This window comes from Pseudomonas sp. A1230 (assembly GCF_044218825.1).
Taxonomy (GTDB): domain Bacteria; phylum Pseudomonadota; class Gammaproteobacteria; order Pseudomonadales; family Pseudomonadaceae; genus Aquipseudomonas; species Aquipseudomonas iridis.
The window spans coordinates 3,734,463-3,750,172 of sequence record NZ_CP162582.1 but is presented as its reverse complement, the minus strand read 5'-3'; the positions used below and the strand labels follow the sequence as shown (position 1 = coordinate 3,750,172).

At 58.2% G+C, this 15,710-nt stretch carries 12 protein-coding genes; 6 read left to right on the top strand and 6 right to left on the bottom strand.

All coding sequences use genetic code 11. From position 1 onward, the window contains the following. The first annotated feature begins 4 nt into the window (after nt 1–4). The gene (locus tag AB4P97_RS17560; RefSeq protein ID WP_395601406.1) at nt 5–1,078 is read left to right on the top strand and encodes a hypothetical protein; all 1,074 of its coding nucleotides are present in this window, start codon (nt 5–7) and stop codon (nt 1,076–1,078) included. Nucleotides 1,079–1,140: 62 nt separating this feature from the next. Here the strand turns inward: AB4P97_RS17560 and AB4P97_RS17555 are convergent, their stop codons facing one another. The 5 genes from AB4P97_RS17555 to AB4P97_RS17535 all read right to left on the bottom strand — a co-directional run bounded on the left by AB4P97_RS17555 (nt 1,141) and on the right by AB4P97_RS17535 (nt 8,931). Continuing rightward, nucleotides 1,141–2,760 (bottom strand): FMN-binding glutamate synthase family protein, encoded by a 1,620-nt coding sequence (locus AB4P97_RS17555; RefSeq protein ID WP_042560769.1) that lies wholly within the window; start codon nt 2,758–2,760, stop codon nt 1,141–1,143. Nucleotides 2,761–2,853: 93 nt separating this feature from the next. Then, on the bottom strand, nt 2,854–4,251 hold the full coding sequence (locus AB4P97_RS17550) for an ATP-binding protein (protein ID WP_042560768.1): 1,398 nt from the start codon (nt 4,249–4,251) through the stop codon (nt 2,854–2,856). Next, nucleotides 4,248–6,062 carry a DAHL domain-containing protein gene (locus AB4P97_RS17545; protein ID WP_273877585.1) on the bottom strand — a complete coding sequence of 605 codons (1,815 nt, stop codon included), beginning with the start codon at nt 6,060–6,062 and terminating at the stop codon, nt 4,248–4,250. The genes AB4P97_RS17550 and AB4P97_RS17545 overlap by 4 nt, the downstream gene beginning before the upstream one ends. Then, nucleotides 6,059–6,982 carry a cytochrome-c peroxidase gene (locus AB4P97_RS17540; protein ID WP_395602955.1) on the bottom strand — a complete coding sequence of 308 codons (924 nt, stop codon included), beginning with the start codon at nt 6,980–6,982 and terminating at the stop codon, nt 6,059–6,061. The genes AB4P97_RS17545 and AB4P97_RS17540 overlap by 4 nt, the downstream gene beginning before the upstream one ends. Before the next feature lie 26 nt (nt 6,983–7,008). Next, the gene (locus AB4P97_RS17535; protein ID WP_395601405.1) at nt 7,009–8,931 is read right to left on the bottom strand and encodes a putative bifunctional diguanylate cyclase/phosphodiesterase; all 1,923 of its coding nucleotides are present in this window, start codon (nt 8,929–8,931) and stop codon (nt 7,009–7,011) included. Nucleotides 8,932–9,183: 252 nt separating this feature from the next. Between AB4P97_RS17535 and AB4P97_RS17530 the strand changes: the two genes are divergently transcribed. From AB4P97_RS17530 to AB4P97_RS17515, 4 genes are all read left to right on the top strand, one after another. Continuing rightward, nucleotides 9,184–10,542 carry an HD domain-containing phosphohydrolase gene (locus AB4P97_RS17530; RefSeq protein WP_395601404.1) on the top strand — a complete coding sequence of 453 codons (1,359 nt, stop codon included), beginning with the start codon at nt 9,184–9,186 and terminating at the stop codon, nt 10,540–10,542. A gap of 72 nt (nt 10,543–10,614) precedes the next feature. Beyond that, nucleotides 10,615–11,049 (top strand): NUDIX domain-containing protein, encoded by a 435-nt coding sequence (locus AB4P97_RS17525; RefSeq protein ID WP_042560763.1) that lies wholly within the window; start codon nt 10,615–10,617, stop codon nt 11,047–11,049. A gap of 24 nt (nt 11,050–11,073) precedes the next feature. Next, complete coding sequence (locus AB4P97_RS17520; protein WP_042560762.1) at nt 11,074–11,712, top strand: LysE family translocator; 639 nt, start codon at nt 11,074–11,076, stop codon at nt 11,710–11,712. 1 nt (nt 11,713) lies between these two features. Beyond that, nucleotides 11,714–12,220: a GNAT family N-acetyltransferase gene (locus AB4P97_RS17515; RefSeq protein WP_042560761.1), complete on the top strand. Its 507-nt coding sequence runs from the start codon at nt 11,714–11,716 to the stop codon at nt 12,218–12,220. A 28-nt stretch (nt 12,221–12,248) separates the two neighbouring features. Here the strand turns inward: AB4P97_RS17515 and metR are convergent, their stop codons facing one another. Then, a complete protein-coding gene (gene metR, locus AB4P97_RS17510) occupies nt 12,249–13,166 on the bottom strand; it encodes a transcriptional regulator MetR (protein WP_042560760.1) in 918 nt (305 codons plus the stop codon). A 112-nt stretch (nt 13,167–13,278) separates the two neighbouring features. On the opposite strand from metR, the gene metE reads away from it, so the two are divergent. Next, a complete protein-coding gene (metE, locus tag AB4P97_RS17505; RefSeq protein ID WP_042560759.1) occupies nt 13,279–15,591 on the top strand; it encodes a 5-methyltetrahydropteroyltriglutamate--homocysteine S-methyltransferase in 2,313 nt (770 codons plus the stop codon). Nucleotides 15,592–15,710 lie beyond the last annotated feature (119 nt).

Below are 15,710 nucleotides of genomic sequence, written 5' to 3'. Positions count from 1 at the left end.
AGGGTTGTTGGCTGCACTTTTTTCAGCGATTAATTTCTTTCTGATAGTGTTTTCTCAAAATACTCGTTCTTACGAGATTTTAGTGTTGTTGACGGTTGTTTCTTTTGTGCTGTTTTTTGATCTTGTAAAGAAGAGAAAGTTTTCAACTGCGCTATGGTACGCGGTGGCGTGCGCGGCGCTGGTGAATACTCATTATTTTGGTTTTTTGCCTGTTATGAGTCAGGCCATATTTTTAATCTATTTATCATGTTGGCCACGATTCGACAGGCGTCTATTCGTTCTTGGTGGAGGGGCAGGTCTTTTTATTCTGGTCTCTATCATTCCAATATTCATTTATATATTGAAAAATCTGAAGAAGACCGATACGTGGATTCCGGTGCCTGATGGCAGTTTTATATTGGATTCATTGTTGTGGCCCTTTGGCTATCCATCTGCGGCATTATTGAGTCTTGTGTTTTTATTTGTAGGGTTGGACTCGTTGATAAAAAATGACAGGGAGCGTATGTCATTATCCTTGCTGTTGAGTTGGTGGTTTGTTGGGTATTCAATTGCTTATGTGAAGTCTTTGTTTTCTACTCCTGTACTGTCCATCAAGAATGTTATTGTATTTGTCCCTGCAATGCTGGTTATCGTGGCTTATGGCGTCGGACGGATAAAGGACTGTTTTGCAAAGGGGGTAGTGCTAGTTTTCATGGTAGTGGTCTCTATTGCTTGTTTTTTAACGAGATCTGACCTGGCTGAGTCTCTGAGACTTGAACATGATTTGAGGTCTCCGGCGCTTGAAATTATCAACAGTGGAAAAAATATTCCTGTGTATGCCAGGTGGGATACGTTGCATGCCACCTATTTTAAATTGTTAGGTGCCCCAATCGATGTGACAGGTCTTGATGCTATTGAGCGTGATTTGGCCACCGGTACGGCACCGACGTGCTTTTTCATGATTGCTGATCAATGGGACAGAGAACGTATCAATAACTACCCCAATGTGTTCGCAGTGGAGTTGAAAGATAAGGCCGAATTCAAGAATTCGGCCGTTCTGCAATATTGTGCAAGCGTCAATTCACCTGAGCGCCGGTAAAGTCGCTTTGCGCATTTACGCTCGAAGTACCAAACGGTTGAATATGGCACTCCGTCTGGACTCTAAGCCACTGCCACTTCCTGCGGCTCAAAACTGTCCGCCCGTGCCATCTGCCACATCCGCGAATAGAACTCGCCGTTCACTTCCCCGCTGAGCAATTCCCCCGGTTTCAGGAATACATGCAACTGCGAGAACAGCTTGATCTCGGTCGCCGACATGCGTCGTACCAGGTGCTTGGCCGACAGTTGCGAGGGGTGATCGAGGCCGGCGGCAGCGAGCATTTCTGCCAGCGCCTTGAGCGTGTTGCGATGGAAGTTGTAGACCCGCTGCGCCTTGTCGGGCACGACCAGCGCGCGTTGGCGCAGAGCGTCCTGGGTGGCGACGCCAGTCGGGCATTTGTTGGTGTGGCAACTCTGCGACTGGATGCAGCCGATGGCGAACATGAAGCCGCGTGCGGAGTTGGCCCAATCGGCGCCGATGGCCAGCACGCTGGCGATGTCGAAGGCGCTGACGATTTTGCCGCTGGCGCCGAGTTTGATCTTGTCGCGCAGATTCAAACCTACCAGCGTGTTGTGCACGAACAGCAGCCCTTCGCGCATCGGCACGCCAATGTGGTCGGTGAATTCCACCGGTGCGGCGCCGGTACCGCCTTCCTTGCCGTCAACGACGATGAAGTCCGGGAGAATGCCGGTCTCCAGCATGGCTTTGGCGATGCCCATGAACTCCCACGGATGGCCGAGGCAGAATTTGAAACCCACCGGTTTGCCGCCGGACAGTTCACGCAGTTGCTGGATGAAATGCATCATCTCCAGCGGCGTGGAAAACGCGCTGTGGCGTGACGGCGACACACAGTCTTCGCCCATCATGATGCCGCGGGTTTCAGCGATTTCCTTGGTGACTTTGTGCTTGGGCAGGATCCCGCCGTGGCCCGGTTTGGCGCCCTGGCTCATCTTGATTTCGATCATGCGTACTTGTGGGTTCTGCGCCTGGGTGGCGAAGCGCTCCGGGTCGAATCGACCGTCGCTGGTGCGGCAACCGAAATAGCCGCTGCCCAGCTCCCAGGTCAGGTCGCCGCCGTGTTCACGGTGATAGGGGCTGATGCTGCCTTCGCCGGTGTCGTGGGCAAAGTTGCCAAGCTTCGCTCCCTGGTTCAACGCGCGGATGGCGTTGGCGCTGAGTGAGCCGAAGCTCATCGCCGAGATGTTGAACACCGACGCCGAATAAGGCTGCGTGCACTGCGGACCACCGACGGTGACGCGGAAACTGCTCGGGTCGCTCAACGGCGCCGGACGCATCGAATGGCCGATGAATTCGAAACCGGATTGGTACACATCGATCAGCGTGCCGAATGGTTTATCGGCGCTTTCATTTTTTGCCCGCGAGTAGACCAGTGAACGCTGGGCGCGCGAGAAGGGCAGGGCGTCGCTGTCGGACTCCAGCAAATACTGGCGAATCTCCGGGCGGATGCCTTCGACCAGATAACGGATGTTGCCCAAAATCGGGTAGTTGCGGCGTACCGCGTGTGGGCTTTGCAATAGATCGAACAGACCGAGCAGGCTTAGCACGCCAGTGACGGCGGTGATCGGCCACAGCCAGTCATGTTCGAGAAAAGGCAGGCTGGCGAGGGTGAAAATCACGCAGACGGCAAAGAAGGCGTAGCGGCTCAGAAGGGACAGGCTCATACGGTTTCCTTGGTTCGGACTTTGTAGGGCAGGCAGGGATTCTGCGCCAACGTAGAAACCGTGAACAGGGAGACTTTCTGACTATTTTCGGCGTCAGGCAACAGACTGACGCAGCGGCAACAGCACACGGAACGTGGTGCCAGCCCCGAGTTCGCTGCGTACCGAAATATCCCCGCCGTGTTTTTTCACGATGCCATAGGACAGGGACAAACCCAGTCCTGTCCCTTGGCCCACCGGTTTGGTAGTGAAGAACGGGTCGAAGATTTTCTGCAAGGTTTCGGGCGCAATGCCTGACCCGGTATCGGCCACTTCGATCCACGCGGCTTCCCCTTGCAGCCCCGTGCGCAGAGTGATGACGCCGCGTTCAGGTCCCATGGCCTGCGCCGCATTGACCACCAGATTCATGATGACCTGATTGATCTGTGACGGCAGGCATTCGATGTCCGGCAGTTTCTGATATTCCCTGACCACATCGGCCTTGTATTTGAGTTCGCTGGCGACAATGTTCAGGGTCGACTCGATGCCTTGTTGCAGATTGGCCCACTGCCATTGCTGCTGGGTGTCGACCCGGGAGAAATCCTTCAGGTCCTTGACGATCTGGCTGACGCGACCGATGCCCTCCTTGGATTCTCGGATCAGTACGGGAATATCCTCAAGCAGGAAATCCAGTTCGAGGTCTTCGCGCATTTTTTGCAGTTGCGCGGCGGATTCGGGTGGCAGCGTTTGTCCGGCGGCCTGATAGGCGTCGAGCATGCTCAGCAACTGCTGGAAGTAACCGTCCAGCGAACCGAGGTTGGAGGAAATGAAGCCGATCGGGTTGTTGATTTCATGGGCAACCCCGGCCGCCAGTTGTCCGAGCGAGGCGAGCTTTTCTGACTGCACCAACTGACCTTCCAGTTGTTTGCGCTCGTCGATCTCGCGCTGCAAGGCCACGCTGGCCTTCTTGAACTGGGCGGTGCGCTGATCCACCAGATGCTCCAGATGATGCATTTGCAATGATGCGCGTTCGGTCATCTGCCACTTGGTCAACAGAGTGTTGGCCATTTGCTGGACTTCAATGTTGTCGAAGGGTTTTTTCAGGATCAGCAGACGGTCGTGAGCCTTCAGGCGATCGAGCAACTCGTCCCAGGAATAGTCGGAATACGCCGTGCAGACGACCACCTGCAATTGCGGATCCTGCTGCCAAAGATGTTCGATGGTTTTCGCGCCGTCCCAGCCGTCGGGCATGCGCATGTCGACAAACGCCACGGCATAGGGACATTGCTCCTGCAGGGCGAGGTTGAGTTTGGCCAGTCCTTCCTCGCCACCATAAGCGGAGTCGAGCACGAAATTCGGTCGTTGCGGGCGGGCTTGAGCACCGAACAGCACTGTTTCCATTTCATCCAGTTCTGCCGAGTGCGCCAGAGGCGGGGTGAGAATCTTGCGAAAGTCTTCGTGAATCGACGGCATGTCGTCGATCAGCAAAATGCGACGGTTCGACAGTTCGCTCATGCGTTCTCCGTTACGGTGATCAGCGGAAGCTGCAAGATGAATAAGGCGCCCAGCCCAGGGCCGTCGCTGTGCGCAGTGAGGTGGCCGTTCATTTCGATCGCCGCCAGCGCGCAACTGTGCAGGCCAAAACCGTGGCCTTCTTTGCGCGTGGTAAAACCGTGAGCAAAGATCCGTGTCATGTTTTCCGGGGCGATACCTTCACCATCGTCCCGGACGCTGATTTGCAGAAAGGTCTCGTCAACGATTTCCACCCCAAGCGTCATTGTCCGAGTGCGGTTGCTGAGGTCGGTCATGGCATATTTGGCGTTGCTGATGAGGTTGATCAGAATCAGCAACAGGCGGTGTTTGTCACCCATCACCTGAGGCACTTCACTGTATTGCCTGACCACGGTGACGTGATGGCGAGTCAGCGCGCCGGCATTCATGCGCAGGGCGTCTTCCAGCAGTTCGTCGATGTACAGCGGTTCGGTCATGCTGTTGGCCCCGGCATAGGATTGCTGGGTGGCGACGATGTCTTTGATGTGGTCGACGCTCTTGTTCATCTGGCCCAGCTCATCGGCCATTTCCTGCTGTTCCTTGGCAATTGCGCTTACCAGTTGGTTGAGATAGTCGGGCAGCAATTTGCCCTTGTCGTCTTCACTGAGGAAATGCCCGAGGTCGTTGGGGTGTGCGTTGATCAACTGCATGGCCTTGCCAAGCCCAATTGCCTTGCTGCTGCGCAGTTTTCGCCCGATCAGCTCGCAGGAGATATTCACGCTGTTGAGTACGTTGCCGACGTTGTGCAACACGTTGGTCGCGATTTCAGCCATGCCCGCCTGCCGCGCAGCATCCAGCAGTTCGCTCTGGGCGTTGTTGAGCTCCCGGGTGCGTTCTTCGACCCGTTGCTCCAGCGCATCGTTGGCGTTTTGCAGGGCGTTGTTGACCCGGTGGATCTCGGCGAAGCTGCGGATCAACCGGACGGCCAGCCACAGCAGTGACAGCATCAGCAGTACAGAGAACAGCAGCATGTAGAAGTGGTACTCGCGATCGATTTTTTCGACCCGTTGCTGATCCAGGTTGAGCATGTGGGTAATGTCGTCCAGACGTTCGGCCACGGGAACGACTGCGATGTTTTCCAGCAGTTCGTTGACGACTGGCTGCTCGCGCAAGATCAGCGCGACGTGACTGCTGAGAACTTTCACCGGGGCATGAAACTCTTGCGGCAAGCGTTGCGCGTTAACCGCCAGTTTGTTCAGGCCCACTTCGATGTCCGCGGCCTTGTCGGCAGAGGTGACCTGGGCGAATTCCAGGGCACTGAGCAGCAAGTCGTAGGTGTCGGTGGCGATGTTTTGTACCTGCAGCTTGTCGAGGTCGGACAAGTCCGCCAATTGCGCCTGGATATCATCTTCGGCGGTCGGCAGGAAGGCCAGGGAGTTACGCAACAAGGCGTTGTGTGACTTGAACTGCTCCACCAGACGAGTCTTTTCCTGCATCGCTTTTAAAAAGCCTTCGTGAGCATCGTTCCATTGCCTGGAGTCCTTGCGCCCATGCCCCGATTCCATTGTGGTGAAACGCTCCCACAGCTGATGCATCTCGATCACCGGAGACACGAGCGGGTCGTAGTTGTGGGAAATCGCCACGCGGGCCTTGAGTATTTCGTTCTCCCACAGGGCGTCCTGTTGGGTGATCTGGCGGATCAGGTCGCGCGATTCGGTGTACGTGACGGTCTGTTCGGAACTGGACTTGAGATAGAGAAACAACAGCGTCGAGGCCAGCAGTATGGCTAGCAGCGTGACCAACAGCAGACTGGTTCTGCGTGACATCTTCTTCATCGCTTGCCCTCCCATTGCCCGGACAGGGTCTTGAGAAACAGGATGATCAGCACTTTGTCTTCTGCGCTCGGCATGCGCCCCAGCTGATACTGGAACATGACATCCACGGCCCGTTCGAGGTCGGGGGCCGAACCGTCGTGGAAGTACGGCGCGGTCAGGGCGACATTGCGCAGACTCGGCACCTTGAAGACCGCGCGATCAGCTTCGTCGCCGGTGACATTGAATCGTCCCAGGTCAGCTACCGTCGGGTTGCCACGATCGGCGATGTAATCACCGAATACGCCGAACTTCTGAAACATGTTGCCGCCGATGTTCACGCCCTGATGGCAGGCGATGCAGCCATAGTCCTTGAAGCGTTGATAACCGTACTTTTCTTCAAGGGTGAGGATGTCGGTATTGCCCAAGAGGTATTGATCGAAACGCGACCCGGGGGATAGCAGGGTGCGTTCGTAGGATGCGAGTGCATTCTGGATATTGGCTTGGGTCACGGCATCCGGGTAGGCGCCGTCGAAGGCCTTGCGGTAGTCGGGATCGTCGGTGATGCGTTGCACGACGGTTTTCCAGTCACCGCCCATTTCGTGGGGGCTGGTGATGACATTGTCGGCTTGCTCCTCCAGAGTCCCGACCCGTCCGTCCCAGAATTGCCGGAAATTGAGGCTGGCGTTGAGCACGGTGGGCGTGTTGAACGCCACCGGTTTTCCATCGAACCCCAGAGACCGGGCACGGGTGTCGGCTCCCCCCTTGTCCAGTTGGTGGCAACTGGCGCAGGACAGCGTGTTGTTCGCCGATAGCCGCGGATCATTGAACAATTGGCGACCCAGCGCGACGCGTTCGCGATTGACGGGAGCCATCTCGGGCAGGGGCTTGAGTGGCTGGTTCAACGGCTCGCTGGCAGCGTTGACACAACCCCCGCTAAACATGAAGACCAGCGCGTAACGGAAAAGAGTCACTGGAGATTGTCCCCCGTGCTGCTCGCCGGACTGTCGCTGGAGCTCGATGGATCTGCCCAGGGCGCCGCAAGCCCTGCGCTCAAAAGCCGGGCAAACGCCGGCGCCGGCAAGGCTTCGCTGAAGTAGAAACCTTGAGCTTCTTCGCAATGGTGATCCTTGAGATATTTCAGTTGCGCTGCCGTTTCCACGCCTTCGGCGATGACGTTCAGGCTCAGGCTTTTACCAAGGCTGATGATCGCGCCGACCAGCGCGGCATCGCTGCTGTCAGTGCACAGACCACGAATGAATGACTGATCGATTTTCAGTACATCGATGGGAAAGCGACGCAGGTAGCTGAGGCTTGAATACCCGGTGCCGAAGTCATCGATGGCCAGCTTGATCCCCAGTGCTTTCAACCGTTGCAACGCGCTCATGGTCGCGTCGACGTTTTGCATCAGCACACTCTCGGTGATTTCCAGCTCCAGCAGGCACGGGGCCAGCCCTGTGTCTGCAAGGACCTGTTCGACGCTCTCGACAAAGTGGCGCTGGCGAAAGTCGATGGCCGAGGTGTTGACCGACATGCGGATCGGCGGCAATCCTGCGGCTTGCCATTGCCGCGCCTGGCGGCAGGCTTCGGCCAACACCCACTTGCTCAGCGGGACAATTAGCCCGCTGTCTTCGGCCACTGGAATAAAGTCTGACGGGTAGACCCAGCCATGCCCCGGTTTTTGCCAGCGAACCAGCGCTTCCGCACCGACAATCCGACCACTCTGCAGGGCGATTTTTGGCTGGTAGTGCAAGACAAACTCGTTTCGCTGCAACGCCTGGCGAATACCTGATTCGATACTCTGCTGTTCCCGTGCGCGCGCATTCATCGCCTCGATGAAAAAACCGAAATTGTCCGGACCGCTGTCCTTGACGTTACGCATGGCCGTTTCAGCTTTTTTGATCAGGTCGATGGCTTCGATCCCGTCGTCCGGGTAAACGCTCAAACCCATGCTGGCGGTGACGCTGACGTCATGCCCCGCGATCATCTGTGGAGTGCGAATGACGCCCAGCAGTTTTTCGGCGATGCTGCGGGTCTGCTGGGGGTGGTTGATATCGGTGAGGATCGCCACGAACTCGTCAGAACCGTAGCGAAAAACCGAGTCCGATCCGCGCACGTTTTTGAGCAACTGCTGACCCACCCGTTTGAGCATTTCGTCGCCGGCCGGATGCCCCAGCGCATTGTTGATGCGTTTGAAGCGATCCAGACCGAGGAACAGCACCACCAGTTTTTTGTCATGGCGTCGGCAGGCAGCAAGGTGCTGAGTCAGGCGGTCACCGAGCAGGGTGCTGTTGGGCAGACCTGTGAGGCTGTCGTAATGCAACAGATGCGACACCTTGAGTAATTCGTGGACCCGGGCCTCGATCGTCTGTTCGAGGTTGAACATTTTCAGTGCGGCGTCCTGAGCCAGTTGCCATTTCCAGGTCAGGGCGTTGGCCATCTGACGAATTTCCAGGGCATCGAAGGGTTTTTTCAGGATCAATAACTGATCGCCGAACTCCAGCCGTTCGGCCATGGCCTCCCAGCTGTAGTCGGTGTAGGCGGTGCATAACGCGATTTGCAGGTTCGGATCGGCTTGCCACAGTCTTTCGATGGTCTCCAGGCCATCCCAACCGGGCGGCATGCGCATGTCAATGAAAGCGAGCGCGTAAGGCTTTCCTTGTTCCAGTGCCAGTTGAACCAGTTTCAGCGCTTCCTGCCCCTGATAGGCGGAGTCGAGCTGGAAGGTCAGGTGCGATGCCTGTCGGCTGCCGAACAGCGTCTGTTCCAGGCTGTTCAGATCGGCTTCGCCGCTCGTGTCGGGGGTGAGTATCTTGCGAAAGTCAGCATGAATCGCCGCGGTATCGTCGACGATGAGTATGCGGCGGTTGATCGGCCCGGCTTGCGCACTCACGGCGCCACGCCAGATCCAGACTCGCTCTTGCTCGGGAGCATCCTTTTTCCCTCCTCGCATGCCCGTACGCAGGCCGTTTGTGTCGATCGACCTCTTGAGCATAGTTGGCCGCAGGGCACTTCGCTTGCAGGTGTGTAACCGATGTATTGCGTGAGCCCCGCGAAAATCATCTAGCCTTGCCCTCAAGCGCAGGCAAGTCAGGATGTCTGTCGGCGCACCTGTCAGGTTCACTGTTTCGCTTGAGGCCACCCCATGGACGAACAATCTGCGCCGATTTCACCGTACCGGCCGAAGGTGTTGCTGGTCGATGACGAGGAGTCGATCCTCAACAGCCTGCGGCGCCTGCTGCGCAGTCAGCCTTACGACGTGCTGCTGGCCACCAGCGGTGCACAGGCACTCGAAATACTGACCCAACAGCCCGTCGATCTGGTGATGAGCGACGCCCGAATGCCCAATATGGACGGCGCTACATTGCTGGCTCACGTCCATGAACTCTATCCGGCGACCACGCGGATCATGCTTACCGGCTATGCCGATCCTGCGGCGATCATCAAAGCCATCAACGAAGGGCGGATCAATCGCTACATCAGCAAACCCTGGAACGACGATGAAATGCTCGTGACCTTGCGTCAGGCCCTGGAGCATCAGCATTCCGAGCGTGAACGTCAGCGTCTGGAGCAGTTGGCCCAGGTGCAGAACGATCAGCTCAAATTGCTTAACAGCACCCTGGAAAAACACGTCGCCGCGCGTACTGCCGAGTTGCAGCAGACCGCCGACATGCTTGATCTGGCCTACGAGGAACTCAAACACAGTTACGTGACTGGCACCGAAGTGTTCTCGTTGCTGGCCAACCTGCGTTTGCCGCCGGCCAAGCAGACCAATCGGCAGATCATCGAACTGGTGCGCGTCTACTGCAAAATGCACGGGATCGATGAAGCCAGCAGTCGTGACCTGACCATGGCCGCTGCGTTGTACAACATTGGCAAACTGAGCTGGACCGACAACATGATGGTCACCCCCGCGGATTTGCTTCGCCATACCGAGCGCGATCGTTATCGCGGTTACCCGAAACAGAGCGAATCGCTGCTGATGACCCTCGACCCGATGAAGGATGCGGCCCGGTTGATCCTGCATCATCAGGAACGCTGGGACGGCAGCGGCTTTCCGGACCGGCTCAAGGGCGAGGCGATCCCGTTGGGTTCGCGACTGCTGAAGCTGGCGGTGGATTTCGTCGAATTGCAGCGCGGGCTGATTCTCGAGCGGCAAATGAACAGCGACGAAGCATTGTTATACCTGCGTCAGTACGCCGGCAAACTCTACGATCCCGAGCTGGTCGAGGACTTCATCCAGGTGTGCGCGGCGTTCCTCAGCGATGTGGTGCTGGCCGACCCGGACGTCAAGGTGCTGGGCACACGGGAGCTGGCGGCGGGAATGATTCTGGCGCGCAATCTGAATGCCGACAACGGCATGTTGCTGCTCAATGCCGGCAAGGTTTTGAGCGAACTGCTGGTGGACAAGCTGATCAGCTTCGAGGCCATGGAGGGGGCCAAATACAAAGTGTTCGTGAAGGTGCCGGAGGACGTAGAAGGGGCGCTTCAGGAACAAAGGTGATGGCATGTGAGGTGACGTTGGCGGGGCAGGCATGGGATCCTTGCGGTTTTTCTCCAGGACCGTGGCTGACCCATGACGTGTGCATCCGCCGTTTCACCTCGCATCATCCACATTGCCGCCGCGCTGTTACTCAACGCCGACGGCCAGACCTTGCTGGTACGCAAACGCGCCACCACGGCATTCATGCAACCGGGCGGCAAGATCGAAGCCGATGAGTTGCCGGTGCAGGCACTGGCCCGTGAGCTGGAAGAAGAGTTGGGATTGGTCATCGATCCCACGCAGGCAACGTTCCTTGGCCAGTTTTCAGCTCCCGCCGCCAATGAACCGGGATTTGTCGTACAGGCAGAAATCTTTCAACTGACCATCGATGCTGAAGTCTCCCCGGCGGCTGAAATCGAAGAGGTCGTCTGGGTCGATCCGGCCACTGATCCGGCGCTCGAACTGGCGCCATTGACACGCGACCTGATCCTGCCGTTTTATCGAGCCTCGCTGACCAGAATCGCCTGATCATTAACGCAAGGGACGCCCGCCATGATCCCGCTTCAAGACCTGCTGATTTTCGCTGCCGCCGCGTTGCTGATGGTCCTCACGCCGGGGCCGAACATGATCTATCTGATCTCGCGTTCGATCTGTCAGGGGCGCAAGGCGGGCGTCACGTCGTTGCTGGGTGTGGTCGCGGGTTTCTTTGTGCATATGTTTGCCGCTGCTGCCGGTCTTAGCGCTGTGTTTCTCGCGGTGCCAATGGCTTATGAAGTGTTGAAGTGGGCCGGTGCGCTGTACCTGCTGTGGCTGGCCTGGCAGGCGCTGAAACCCGGCGCGCGTTCGCCGTTCGAAGCCCGGCAGTTGCCGCCGGATTCGTCGCGCAAACTGATCACCATGGGCTTTCTCACCAGTGCCCTGAACCCCAAAATTGCGGTGTTCTATCTCTCGGTGTTTCCGCAATTCATCAGCCCTGAACACGGCTCGGTGTTCGTCCAAAGCCTCATCCTCGGCCTGACCCAGATCAGCGTCAGTTTCACCGTCAATCTGCTGATTGCGCTGTTTGCGGCGGGCATTGCTTCGTGGTTCGTGCGCAACCCGACGTGGCTCGCGGTGCAGCGTTATTTCATGGGCCTGGTGCTGGGCGGTCTGGCCATTCGCTTGATGCTTGAGCAACGGCGAGCCGCCTGAGATGTGGATCGAAAAGCTGGACGCCAGCCATGCCCTGGCCTATCGGGAACTGATGCTCGAAGCCTACGACCGACATCCGCAGGCATTCACCTCAAGCGTGCGTGAACGCGCGGTGATGCCGTTGAGCTGGTGGGAAGCGCGCCTGACCAGCAAGCTCGATGTGGTGCTCGGCGCATTCGAGGGTGGCACGCTGGCTGGCATTGTCGGTTTGGCATTCGAGCCACGCGAGAAGGCCCGACACAAGGCCACGCTGTTCGGCATGTATGTGTCGGCGGATTTTCGTCAGCACGGTTTGGGGTTTGAGCTGGTGCAAGCGGCACTGGCCGAGGCGCACAATCATCCCGAGCTGAAGCTTGTCCAGCTCACGGTTACTGCTGGCAATGAAGCTGCGTTCAAATTGTATGAGCGCTGCGGTTTTATCCAGTTTGGTCTTGAGCCACTGGCGGTGCGGGTAGGCGAAGACTACTTCGACAAGATCCACATGTGGTGTGAGCTCTCCAGAAAATAAGATCAAAAGCTCGTCCGATCGCAGCGTTTCAGCGCACGGCGCTGACCCCATCCAGTGTCGAGAACGACGTGTCCTTGGCCGTCAGCAAAAAGTCGCGCATGTACGGCGCATCGAGCATGTCGGCGCGTATCCCTGCGTACAGCGTGGCAAACAGGCCTTTCTCGCCCAGCCGCTTGCCTTTCACGTAACCGCGCGAGCTGTACTCATGCAGCGCCCAGTGCGGCATGCCGCAGACGCCACGGCCGCTGGCGACCAGTTGCATCATCATCACCGTCAGTTCCGAGGTGCGCACTTGCGCCGGTTCGATGTCGGCCGGTTCGAGGAAGCGGGTGAAGATATCCAGTCGGTCGCGTTCTACCGGGTAGGTGATCAGCGTCTCAGTCAGCAAGTCTTCGGGCACGATGTACGGTTTGCTCGCCAGCGCATGCTGATTGGCCACCGCGAGCATGGCTTCGTAGGTGAACAGCGGCACATAGGTGATGCCGGCGATTTCCTGCGGGTCGGAGGTCACCACCAGATCCAGATCACCGCGCGCCAGGGCCGGCAGCGGCGCGAAGGAGAAGCCCGATGCGAGGTCGAGTTCTACTTCCGGCCAGGCATCGCGGAACTGGTCGATGGTCGGCATCAGCCACTGGAAGCAACTGTGGCATTCGATCGCCATGTGCAAACGCCCGGCCGTGCCACCGGCCAAGCGGCTGATGTCACGCTCGGCGGCGCGCAGCAGAGGCAGAGTTGCGTCGGCCAGTTGCAGCAGGCGCAGGCCGGCGCTAGTAAAGCGCACCGGTTTGGTCTTGCGCACGAACAACTGCATGCCCAGCCGTTCTTCAAGCTCCTTGAACTGGTGCGAGAGTGCCGATTGGGTCAGGTGCAGACGGTCGGCGGCATCGACCAGGCTGTCGGCTTCGCGCAGGGCGTGCAGGGTTTTCAGGTGACGGATTTCAAGCACCGGCTGGCTCCATGAGGAAAACTTGTGATCAACACGAAAAGGTTGAGTTTGTCTCATGTTGGTTTGACTGTCGACAATGGCGCCATCTTTTATGCAATGGAGCACACTCGACATGGCCGTGGCCCACACCCTTGGTTTCCCGCGCATCGGCGCCGACCGTGAACTGAAAAAAGCCCTCGAAGCCTATTGGCAGGGTGATCTCGATCAGACCGAACTGAATCATGTCGGTCGTGAACTGCGCGCCCGCCACTGGCAATTGCAGAAAGACGCCGGCATCGATCTGCTGCCGGTCGGCGACTTCGCCTGGTACGACCAGGTGCTGACTCACTCGCTGATGTTTGGCGTGATCCCCGAGCGTTTCGACAGCGCGCGCGACGAGCGCGGCCTGCCAACCCTCGACACCCTGTTCGCCATGGCCCGTGGTGCGACCAGTCATTGCTGCGGCGGTGAGCACAGCAAGACTCAATACGCGCAAGAACTGACCAAGTGGTTCGACACCAACTACCACTACCTCGTCCCGGAATTCGGCGCTGATCAAGCATTCAAGCTGAGCTGGAACCAGTTGTTCGATGAAGTCGAAGAAGCCAAAGCGCTGGGCCACAACGTCAAACCGGTGATCATCGGCCCACTGACCTACCTGTGGCTGGGCAAGGCGAAAGGTGACGAGTTCGACAAACTCGAGCTGCTCGAGCGCCTGCTGCCGGTGTACAACCAAATCCTCGTGCGCCTCGCCGAGCAAGGCGTGGAATGGGTGCAGATCGACGAACCGATCCTCACCCTCGACCTGCCGCAAGCCTGGAAAAGCGCCTTCGAACGCGCTTATCACATCCTCCAGTATTCACCGCTGAAGAAACTGGTGGCGACGTATTTCAGTGGCCTCGAAGACAACCTGGGTCTGGCCGTGGGTCTGCCGGTGCAGGGGCTGCACATCGACGCGGTGCGCGCGCCGGAGCAACTTGGCCAGGTGCTCGATCGCCTGCCGACCTACAAGATTCTCTCGGTGGGGCTGGTCAACGGTCGCAACGTCTGGCGCTGCGAACTGGAGCAGGCGCTGGCGCAATTGCAACCGGCGCAGGAGCGTTTCGGTGACAACCTGTGGGTCAGCAGTTCCTGCTCGTTGCTGCACAGTCCGGTGGACGTCGAGCGGGAAGACAAACTCGATCCGGAACTCAAAAGCTGGCTGGCGTTTGCCGTGCAGAAGTGCAGCGAAATCTCCGTGTTGCGTGATGCGCTGAACGATCCGCAGGCGCCCAAGGTGCAAACTGCGCTGGCCGAGAGCCGGGCTGTTCACGCCAGCCGTGCGCAGTCGCCACGCATTCATAAGGCAGATGTGCAGGCGCGGATCAAAGCGATCAATGCCGGCGACAGTCAGCGTCATTCGCCGTTTGCCAAACGCATCGCCAAGCAACAGGCGCGTCTGCAGCTGCCGACGTTCCCGACGACCACCATCGGCTCGTTCCCGCAGACCGGTGCGATCCGTCTGGCGCGTCAGGCGTTCAAGCAGGGCAAGCTGTCGCCCAACGATTACCACGACGCCATGCGCAGTGAAATCCGCCACGCCGTGTTGATTCAGGAGCGCCTGGGACTGGACGTGTTGGTACACGGTGAAGCCGAGCGCAACGACATGGTCGAGTACTTCGCCGAGCAACTCGACGGTTACCTGTTCACGCGGTTCGGCTGGGTCCAGAGCTACGGTTCGCGCTGTGTGAAACCGGCAGTGATTTACGGTGATCTGAGCCGGCCGCACGCCATGACAGTCGACTGGATTACTTACGCACAAGGCCTGACCGACAAGGTCATGAAAGGCATGTTGACCGGCCCCGTGACGATGCTGATGTGGTCGTTCCCGCGTGAGGACGTGTCGCGCAAAATTCAGGCGCAGCAACTGGCGCTGGCCCTGCGCGATGAAGTGGTCGATCTGGAAAACGCCGGCATCAAGATCGTGCAGATCGACGAAGCGGCGTTTCGCGAAGGCCTGCCGTTGCGGCGTGCGCAATGGCAGGAATATCTGGACTGGGCGGTCGAGGCGTTCCGTCTGACGGCGTCCGGAGTGAAGGATGAAACGCAGATTCACACGCACATGTGCTACAGCGAATTCAACGACGTGATCAAGGCCATCGCCGACATGGACGCCGACGTCATCACCATCGAAACCTCGCGTTCGGACATGGAGTTGCTCGAGGCCTTTGAAGCGTTCGACTACCCGAACGACATCGGCCCCGGCGTCTATGACATCCACTCGCCACGGGTGCCGGACACTGCCGAGATGGTCAAGTTGATGAGCAAAGCGGTGCAGCGCATTCCCGCCGAACGTCTGTGGGTCAACCCTGATTGCGGTCTGAAAACCCGCGCCTGGCCGGAGACGGAAGCGGCACTGGTGAACATGGTGGCGGCGGCGCGGCAGTTGCGCAGTCAACTGGCCTGACACTCGCCCACAGGATCGATTAGAGGTCGGAGGCTGCGCCCGCCCCGGATGACCGCTCGGCACTCTTCATCAAACTGTCACGTAACTGTGGCAGCGCGCTTGTACAAACTTCATCAGAC

Bases quoted from the DNA above. Each gene is read 5' to 3' on its own strand.
- AB4P97_RS17530 (WP_395601404.1), top strand. From the start codon at position 9,184: ATGGACGAACAATCTGCGCCGATTTCACCGTACCGGCCGAAGGTGTTG.
- AB4P97_RS17525 (WP_042560763.1), top strand. From the start codon at position 10,615: ATGACGTGTGCATCCGCCGTTTCACCTCGCATCATCCACATTGCCGCC.
- AB4P97_RS17555 (WP_042560769.1), bottom strand. From the start codon at position 2,760: ATGAGCCTGTCCCTTCTGAGCCGCTACGCCTTCTTTGCCGTCTGCGTG.
- AB4P97_RS17520 (WP_042560762.1), top strand. From the start codon at position 11,074: ATGATCCCGCTTCAAGACCTGCTGATTTTCGCTGCCGCCGCGTTGCTG.
- AB4P97_RS17540 (WP_395602955.1), bottom strand. From the start codon at position 6,982: ATGTTTAGCGGGGGTTGTGTCAACGCTGCCAGCGAGCCGTTGAACCAG.
- AB4P97_RS17550 (WP_042560768.1), bottom strand. From the start codon at position 4,251: ATGAGCGAACTGTCGAACCGTCGCATTTTGCTGATCGACGACATGCCG.
- AB4P97_RS17515 (WP_042560761.1), top strand. From the start codon at position 11,714: ATGTGGATCGAAAAGCTGGACGCCAGCCATGCCCTGGCCTATCGGGAA.
- metE (WP_042560759.1), top strand. From the start codon at position 13,279: ATGGCCGTGGCCCACACCCTTGGTTTCCCGCGCATCGGCGCCGACCGT.
- AB4P97_RS17545 (WP_273877585.1), bottom strand. From the start codon at position 6,062: ATGAAGAAGATGTCACGCAGAACCAGTCTGCTGTTGGTCACGCTGCTA.